The 7,991-nt window shown below is 43.7% G+C and carries 8 protein-coding genes; 3 read left to right on the forward strand and 5 right to left on the reverse strand.

Translation table 11 applies throughout. The features are described 5' to 3' along the window. Nucleotides 1-463: 463 nt before the first annotated feature. Both ACX0G9_RS31135 and ACX0G9_RS31140 read left to right on the forward strand, forming a co-directional pair. Nucleotides 464-1,672, forward strand: coding sequence for a Gfo/Idh/MocA family protein (locus ACX0G9_RS31135; RefSeq protein WP_459068903.1), 1,209 nt, complete (start codon nucleotides 464-466; stop codon nucleotides 1,670-1,672). Nucleotides 1,673-1,770: 98 nt separating this feature from the next. Beyond that, the gene (locus tag ACX0G9_RS31140) at nucleotides 1,771-3,138 is read left to right on the forward strand and encodes a 3-keto-disaccharide hydrolase (protein ID WP_459068904.1); all 1,368 of its coding nucleotides are present in this window, start codon (nucleotides 1,771-1,773) and stop codon (nucleotides 3,136-3,138) included. Here the strand turns inward: ACX0G9_RS31140 and ACX0G9_RS31145 are convergent. The 5 genes from ACX0G9_RS31145 to rpsF all read right to left on the reverse strand — a co-directional run bounded on the left by ACX0G9_RS31145 (nucleotide 3,135) and on the right by rpsF (nucleotide 6,876). Next, nucleotides 3,135-4,787, reverse strand: coding sequence for a L,D-transpeptidase family protein (locus ACX0G9_RS31145; RefSeq protein WP_459068905.1), 1,653 nt, complete (start codon nucleotides 4,785-4,787; stop codon nucleotides 3,135-3,137). The genes ACX0G9_RS31140 and ACX0G9_RS31145 overlap by 4 nt on opposite strands. A 180-nt stretch (nucleotides 4,788-4,967) precedes the next feature. Continuing rightward, a complete protein-coding gene (locus ACX0G9_RS31150) occupies nucleotides 4,968-5,342 on the reverse strand; it encodes an RNA recognition motif domain-containing protein (protein ID WP_459068906.1) in 375 nt (124 codons plus the stop codon). Nucleotides 5,343-5,703: 361 nt separating this feature from the next. Then, complete coding sequence (rplI, locus tag ACX0G9_RS31155; protein WP_459068907.1) at nucleotides 5,704-6,150, reverse strand: 50S ribosomal protein L9; 447 nt, start codon at nucleotides 6,148-6,150, stop codon at nucleotides 5,704-5,706. Between the two features lie 102 nt (nucleotides 6,151-6,252). After that, nucleotides 6,253-6,519, reverse strand: a complete 267-nt coding sequence (gene rpsR / locus ACX0G9_RS31160) for a 30S ribosomal protein S18 (RefSeq protein WP_459068908.1) — start codon at nucleotides 6,517-6,519, stop codon at nucleotides 6,253-6,255. A 3-nt stretch (nucleotides 6,520-6,522) separates the two neighbouring features. Next, nucleotides 6,523-6,876 carry a 30S ribosomal protein S6 gene (rpsF, locus tag ACX0G9_RS31165; RefSeq protein WP_459068909.1) on the reverse strand — a complete coding sequence of 118 codons (354 nt, stop codon included), beginning with the start codon at nucleotides 6,874-6,876 and terminating at the stop codon, nucleotides 6,523-6,525. 340 nt (nucleotides 6,877-7,216) lie between these two features. Here rpsF and htpG point away from each other — a divergent pair. Continuing rightward, the coding region (htpG, locus tag ACX0G9_RS31170; protein WP_459068910.1) for a molecular chaperone HtpG at nucleotides 7,217-7,991 on the forward strand (775 nt) is incomplete at its 3' end.

Consider the following 7,991-nt stretch of genomic DNA (forward strand, 5'->3'; position numbering starts at 1 on the left):
CTGCACCACAATGCGGGAGAGTAGGTAGCTGCCATATTCATTGAAGCCCTGTCATTTACTTGACAGGGCTTTTTTTTGTGCCTATAGGGCACAATGGCCGTAGGCCCATCATTAGCGGTTAAGAGCAGCGTAGTTATATTTTAGGAACTAGCGCTGCTCTTAACATTTGTGCCCGGTGCTCCTCGGGTTAAATGTGTCGCTCCGGGCACAAAAAAATAAGTGCGTAGCGCCAAAGGGGAGAACCCCTTTGTAATCCCCTTTGCTTAAGACACTACCTCCTTTAATATATCTCTGCTCTTAACATATGTGCCTATAAGGCTCTTTATATCTGTATTTTATTTATGTGTTATCTGTATTCATCCGCTCATAATTCGTGTTGTCTCCTTCCATACTAAATTCTTAACTTTAGTTCTTACTTTAGTCCTCTGACTGACTTCGATCCTTGACGATTTAAATATAATGAATGAGCAGGCGGCAATTTATCAGACAATCAGGTCTATTGGCGGGAGGGTTTCTCCTGCATAATACGTTATCATCCGGTTTTGCATTTGGGGAGGACTTGCCCCCTTTATCTATTGGAGTGATTGGGTGCGGTGACAGGGGCAAGGGGATCTTAAAGATCCTTACTCAAAACCCGGAACAGTTCAAGATCGCGGCTATCTGCGATGTGCTGGATTTTCGTTTGAAGGAAGCACGTCAGATCAATACAGGAACTAACCCCAAAGAATATACGAATCACCGGCAATTACTGGATGATGCATCGATACAGGCAGTGGTGATTGCCGTCCCGTTGAATTTGCATTATGAACTGGCAACGGATGCGCTGACTGCGGGCAAACACGTTTACCTGGAAAAGACGATGACCTATTCCATTCCACAGGCGGTGGATCTGGTCAAACAGGCTAAGAAATATACCAGCCAGGTGCTGCAGGTTGGACATCAATACCGCTACTCTCCTTTGTATTTTAAGGTAAAGGAGATGATCGAAAAAAACTATCTGGGTAAGGTCACCCAAATCGATTGCCGGTGGGATCGTAACTGGAACTGGCGAAGAGCTGTGCCGGAACCTCAATTGGAGCAAAAGATCAATTGGCGGATGTATAAGGCTTATTCCGGAGGATTGGTGGCTGAATTGTTATCTCATCAGATGGACTTTATCAACTGGGCATTTTCTACGCACCCCGATGAAATATTTGGTACGGGAGGGGTTGACTTTTATAAAGATGGCCGCGAAACTTATGATAATGTACAGGTAATGCTTCGCTACGCAAAGGAAGGCATGGTAGGTAATTTTGGCGCCACCTGCGCAAATGCCAGGGAAGGATATATTTTTAAGATCAAAGGGACAAAAGGAACGGTTTCTTTACTTGTTGATGAAGGCGTCTACTACCCGGAGCCGGAAACCAGGAAAACATTACAAACGGTGGACGGCGTTACCGGAGCCACCAAAATTGAATGGAACCAGGATGGCGGCATTCCCATTCTGAAAGAGAAATTAAAAGATGGCACATGGTATGCCCTTCATGATTTTTATACCTGCATCAGGCAAAAAAGGCAGCCGGCATCTAATGTACTTACCGGTGCTACCACTGCCTGTTGTGTCCATTTAGCGAATGAGGCATTATATGGGCATACCGTTCAGTCCTGGAAACCCGAATATAATTTTTTCTAATTGCCAACCAGGTTGATGGAATTGCCAATCAGGTTGAAGGAATGAAGTTGGGTTCTTGTAAAAACACACTTAATTTTCAGTATTAAAACAGCCTCCATATGAAGCATTTACTTGTAGTTATCCTGAGCAGTCTTTTTCTTTCATCGGGTATTTTGGCGCAGGAGTCCGGATGGACCGATCTTTTTGACGGCAAGACATTGACCGGTTGGAAAAGATTGGCGGGAACGGCTGATTACAAAGTGGAAGGAGGTGTTATCGTGGGAACAACTGTGGCAAATTCCGGGAATAGTTTCCTGGTCACAGAAAAAGAATTTGGAGATTTTATCCTTGAGCTGGATGTGAAGATAACCGATACAAACAGTAATTCAGGGGTGCAGGTGAGGAGCCATTTCAATCCGGCGGGTCATGAGGGAAAGGGCTTAGTCTATGGGTGTCAGTTTGAGATCGATCCTTCCTCGCGCCGTTGGTCAGGGGGAATTTATGATGAAGGCAGAAGAGACTGGCTTTATCCCGGTTCACTTAATGCTGAAGGGCAAAATAAATTTAAAGTAGGTGAATATAACCATATCCGGATCGAATGTATTGGCAAAGAAATGAAGACCTGGATCAATCAATCCGGGATCTCTTACCTCGTTGACACGATGGATAAAAAAGGATTTATCGGTCTGCAGGTGCATGGTATCGGCAGAGAGGATCTGGTTGGAAAAAAGATTTACTTTAAGAATATACGTATAAAGACAGGAAAGCTCGATCCCGTTTCTTTTTCCCCGGGCATATTTGTTGTCAACCTGATCGCCAATGATCTGACAAACTATGAAAAGAAGAATGGCTGGCGTCTTTTATTTGACGGGAAATCTTCTGCCGGTTGGAAAGGGGCGTATAAGCCCGGATTTCCGGAGAAAGGTTGGGTGATCGGAGATGGCGTACTGAAAGTACTCTCCTCTGAAGGCAAAGAATCTGCAAATGGTGGCGATATTGTTACTACGGAAGAGTTTAAGGCCTTCGATCTTTCCTTCGATTTTAAATTAACGCCTGGTGCCAATAGTGGTGTAAAATATTTTGTGACGCTTCAGGAAAACAATGCCGGTTCGGCTATTGGCCTGGAGTATCAATTACTGGATGATAGTTTGCATCCGGATGCCAAGCTGGGGCTTAATGGTGACCGCACTATGTCTTCCTTATATGACCTGATAAAAGCAAATAAACAGAAACGGTTCCTTCATCCGATCGGGCAATGGAATTCCGGTCGTATCATCGTATATCCCAATAACCATGTCGAACACTATTTGAATGGTGTTAAGGTATTGGAATACGAACGTGGTTCAAAAGAATTCCGGGATCTTGTAGCCATTAGCAAATACAAGGTATGGAAGGATTTTGGTGAAGCACCCCAGGGACATATCTTATTACAGGATCATGGAAATGAAGCCAGTTTCAAGAGCATCAAGATCAGGATTCTTAACTAATATTTGACTCCCTGACCGGCGTTATCCATTAACATGGCTGCCAGCCGGTCGTCCCTTTTATAAAGATCCTTTCTTACGTTCAGTTTTCCCGCTCTGTCCACCCATGCAGTAAAATAGGCGATAAAGACGGGGACCGGTTTTTTAAGGGTTACCCATTGTTCCTTTCCTTTCTGCATGGCGCTGTCAATTTTGCCATCGGGCCATTTGGGGTCATCGCGCAATAAATAGTGCGCTATTTTCCGGGCATTGGCGAGACGGATACACCCGTGACTAAAGGCCCTGTCATTTTCAGAAAACAGGGTTTTTGCGGGCGTATCATGGAGGTAAATATCATAACTGTTCGGTAATAAGAATTTTACCTGCCCGAGAGGATTAGCTGGGCCAGGTCTTTGGCGGACACTATTTCCTACCCATTCCATGTTATGTTTTTTGAGATAGCCCGGGTCTCTCCGGATGCCCGGCAAGACTTCGTTCTTAAGTATCCCCGAGGGTACATTCCAATATGGGCTGAAAACGACGTACTGCAAGTTTCCGTTAAAGATTACGGTTTTGTGTACTGCTTTTCCTACGACGGCCTTCATAGTAAACAGAAGGGAATCCCCGTCATAGACAAAGAGTTCAAAGGCCGGAATATTTACGATAAAATACTCCTTATCCAGGGATGCCGGAACCCACCGGCATCGTTCCATATTTACAATGAGTTGCCGGATCGATGAAGAGAGCGGCCTGTTAAGTTCCTGTAAAGTTCCGGGCCCGATAACGCCATCTTCTTTCATTCCCAGTCGACGTTGATAGTTCTTCAGGCCCGTCTCCAATTCCTGCTCCAGCAGAGGACTTCCTGAGTTTTCTGCAAGATCTCCCAACAGCTGCAATCTCTCCCGGATGGCAAGGATAGTGTGGGATGAATCTCCCGCTTTATACGATTTCCGATCAGTTTTTATTATTGGCCAGTTATTCCTGGCTTCCAATTCCCTGTACCGTTGTAGATAGTTTTTGAGCAGGCCATATTGCCGGTAAACATATCCCTTTAGGAGCAGGGCGGAGGAGCTGTCTTTTAACAGGGAGTCCATAAGTCCGGGCAGGTTTAACTTTTTCCGGGGGAGATACCAATTGATCGATTGGGTTTGACGCTCATTCAAACCGCCCCAGGCCAGATAGGCATAGGTGAAATATCCGGCGGTAAGCATCAATTCTGTTTGTGGGTTTTCCCGGGAGGAAGCACTGCTCTCATTAAAAATTTGATTAAGGGAATCCTTATAGGGAAACTTGCCGGAAACCCCTTCATCGCTCAGGTTCATGACCCTGTTATACAGGTTTCCTGCCTGCTCGATCAATCCCTTGTTATCGTACCAGGCATAGGCAAAGTTACGCGAGGAGTAAAACTGCAGGATATCTTTCTGCCGGGATGCAAAAAGCGGATATTTTTTGATAAAGAGAAGTAGTTGACTACTATCAAAATACAGCGTTTTTTGGGCGCTGAATCCTCCCGGGATACTGGGATCCTGAATACTTTTACGACCAGTAAGGGTGTCCAGAGTAACCGGAGCGGTTTTTTGTTGGTGAGTGTGGTCCTGACAGGATTGGCAGGTAAGCTGGCAGAAAACCAATAACAGGAAGATAAACAACGGATTTTTGTCGTGGAATATCATTCTATTCGTTGTTTGTGATCAAAAAAGAGTGATCAATGTGATTAATTAGCCTGATTGCCATTAATAAACCTGATCAATGAGCCGTGATCAAATAAAAAGCGAACAGGAAAGATCATAAAAAATCCTTTCTGAATGGGATCAGAAAGGATTTTACAAACAAAGATGTATTGATTGAATAAATTAATAATCCCTGTTGTAGCCACCGCCGCCACTGCCGCGGTCGTAACCACCTTTTTTGTAACCACCTCCGCCGCCACCGCCGCCGAAGCTTCTCTTTTTGTAACCACCGCCACCGCCGCTAGCACCGCCTTGTTGTTTTGGCTGTGATTCGTTTACGATGATTTTACGGCCCATCACTTCACTGTCATACAGATTAGTGATAGCTTGTTGTGCTTCGCCGTCGTCTTCCATTTCAACGAAACCGAAGCCTTTGCTACGGCCTGAAACTTTGTCTTTAACAATTTTGGCAGACGCAACGGTGCCGTGTTGTTCAAAAAGGTTCCTTAGATCCTCATCGGTCATTTGCCATGAGAGGTTGCCTACATAAATGTTCATTGTACAAAAAATTAAAAAATGAAAAAAACTCACTCTACCTACTATTAGTATGCAATGAACTGAGGGATCTGACTGAAAAGAAAGTTACGACAGCACACAATAAAACTAAAAATAATAGAGCTATTGTAAAGATAGGGATTTTTATTACTTAGTGAAATTTTGTGCCTAATCTCTGAAAATTACCCCTATAGGGGGTTTCGGCCGTTTTTCCTACCGTGAAAAAACGATTTAGTAGCTGTTCCGGTTTGATTTTCTTTAAAGAATTCGCTGTTTACCCTTAATATTAATAAAAAAGCTCGTGAATAATTCACGAGCTTTCAAAATAATTGAGTTTATACCTTATAAATCAATAGTCTACAACCTATTCGGCCGTTACTTCGAATTCAACTTCGGTTTCATTGCTGTTCCCGAAATCGATTTTAGCCTTATAAGTACCCAGTTCCTTCACTTCATCGATAATGTGAATCCTGCGGCGGTCGATCTCGTAACCTTTCTGGTCACGGATGGCTCGGGCAATCTGAACCGTGGTTACACTACCGAAGATCTTTCCGCTGGTGCCTGTTTTGGCTCCGATCTTAAGAGGAGAAGACTTCAGGACCTCGATCACCTTATTGATCTCAGCCAGCAGTTTCGCTTCTTTTTTCTTCAGTTGTTTGACCCTTTCTTCCAGTTGTTTGAGGTTAGAAGGATTAGCTTCAACGGCCAGTTTGCGGGGGATCAGGTAGTTACGGGCATAACCGTTCTTTACTCCCACTTTTTCGTGAGCGGCTCCCAGGTTGTCTACATCTTGAATTAAAATGACGTCCATACTGTTTTGTTTGTTCACCGATTTCCCAATCACGGTTATTGCCGGACTGTTTCCAACCCCCTCTTTTCCCCTTTAGGGGCAGGGGTATGGATTAGGGTGAGGTTACTTTAAAAGGTCTGTTACATAAGGCAATAATGCCATCTGACGGGCTTTTTTCACCGCTTCGGAAACCTTACGCTGATATTTCAGGGAGTTACCGGTAATGCGGCGGGGCAATAACTTACCCTGCTCGTTCAGGAATTTCTTAAGGAACTCAGCGTCCTTATAGTCCACATACTTGATACCATACTTTTTGAAACGACAGAATTTCTTCGCACGTTTCTCAGGTTTGATAGCCGTCAGGTACTTAATTTCATTTGCTTTTGCCATTGGTTAAGCCCCCACTTTTTCGGTTCCTGTAGGTACGCCTTTTTTCCTTTTGGCATTGTACTCGAAGGCGTATTTATCGAGTTTGGTAGCCATGAAACGTAACACGGTTTCATCGCGGAGAATCTGAATTTTCAGTTTCTCATTGAAGTCGGATAGCGCATTATATTCCAGAACCCAGTATAAACCGGTAGTTTTTTTCTGGATGGAATACGCCAGTGATTTAAGACCCCAGGGATTTTCGTGCACCACTTCTCCTCCGTTATCTTTGACGAAGGCAGTGTATTTTTTCTGGGCGGCTTTATAGTCCTCCTCAGATAGCACAGGGGTAAAAATCACCATCAATTCATAATTGTTCATTGTGATCCCTGATTTTTGGTTAAATAATAAAAAAATTCAAACGGGCTGCAAAGGTAATGTATTTGGAACAAAGGGCAAAGGCAGAATGGATAAAGTTTTCAGGAATTGGGAAGGTTAGGAAAAGAAGGAAGTCAGGACTGCAGAATGGCATGATTTAAACCAAAGGTATAGTTAATTTAATCCAACCTATCTTAAAAATAAACAAATATATTGATTATCAGTATTTTACAAAAAGCATTGACAGTGTGTCAGTTTAGGTGAAATGGCATTTTGTTTGTTCTCTGGGGCCTTGCATCGATTAATGCCTATTATTTAAATGCCTTCATAAAATCTTAGAACTATGCAAAAAGGAAGTATTCGTGTTCAAACGGAGAACATTTTCCCTATTATCAAGAAATTCCTGTACAGCGATCATGATATTTTCATCCGGGAACTGGTCAGTAATGCAGTGGATGCTACCCAGAAATTAAAGACGCTTTCCTCCATAGGTGAGGCTAAAGGGGAATTGGGAGACCTTGGAATTACCATTCAGCTGGATGTCGAAAAAAAGACGATCACAATTTCGGACAAAGGGATCGGGATGACTGCTGAAGAAGTGGATAAATTCCTGAACCAGGTTGCTTTTAGCGGAGCTGAAGAGTTTCTGAATAAATACAAGGGGCAGAATGAGGCAAATATTATCGGACACTTTGGGTTGGGTTTCTATTCGGCCTTTATGGTAAGCGAGCGGGTCGAAGTGATCTCGAAGAGTTTCAGAGAAGAATCGCAGGCCGTGAAATGGGAATGTGACGGGAGTCCTGAATATACCCTGGAAAACGCCGATAAAACGGAAAGGGGAACGGATATTGTCCTGCATATAAACGAAGAAAGTAATGAATTCCTGAACGCGGAACGGATCCGGTCAATCCTTAATAAATTCTGCCGTTTCCTCCCTGTTCCGATCACGTTCGAAGACCAAAAGGTCAATAATCCGAACCCGGCCTGGACAAAAAAACCCAGCGACCTTACGCCGCAGGATTACCAGGATTTTTACAAGGAGCTTTATCCTTATGGGGAGGCGCCTCTTTTTTGGATCCATTTGAATGTAGATTACCCTTTTAACCTAACCGGCATAC

It is taken from the genome of Flavitalea flava (assembly GCF_054461575.1).

What these genes read in the sequence shown, in the direction of transcription:
- rplI (WP_459068907.1), bottom strand. Translation starts at nt 6,150, where the DNA reads ATGGACGTCATTTTAATTCAAGATGTAGACAACCTGGGAGCCGCTCAC.
- ACX0G9_RS31135 (WP_459068903.1), top strand. Translation starts at nt 464, where the DNA reads ATGAGCAGGCGGCAATTTATCAGACAATCAGGTCTATTGGCGGGAGGG.
- ACX0G9_RS31140 (WP_459068904.1), top strand. Translation starts at nt 1,771, where the DNA reads ATGAAGCATTTACTTGTAGTTATCCTGAGCAGTCTTTTTCTTTCATCG.
- ACX0G9_RS31150 (WP_459068906.1), bottom strand. Translation starts at nt 5,342, where the DNA reads ATGAACATTTATGTAGGCAACCTCTCATGGCAAATGACCGATGAGGAT.
- rpsF (WP_459068909.1), bottom strand. Translation starts at nt 6,876, where the DNA reads ATGAACAATTATGAATTGATGGTGATTTTTACCCCTGTGCTATCTGAG.
- rpsR (WP_459068908.1), bottom strand. Translation starts at nt 6,519, where the DNA reads ATGGCAAAAGCAAATGAAATTAAGTACCTGACGGCTATCAAACCTGAG.
- ACX0G9_RS31145 (WP_459068905.1), bottom strand. Translation starts at nt 4,787, where the DNA reads ATGATATTCCACGACAAAAATCCGTTGTTTATCTTCCTGTTATTGGTT.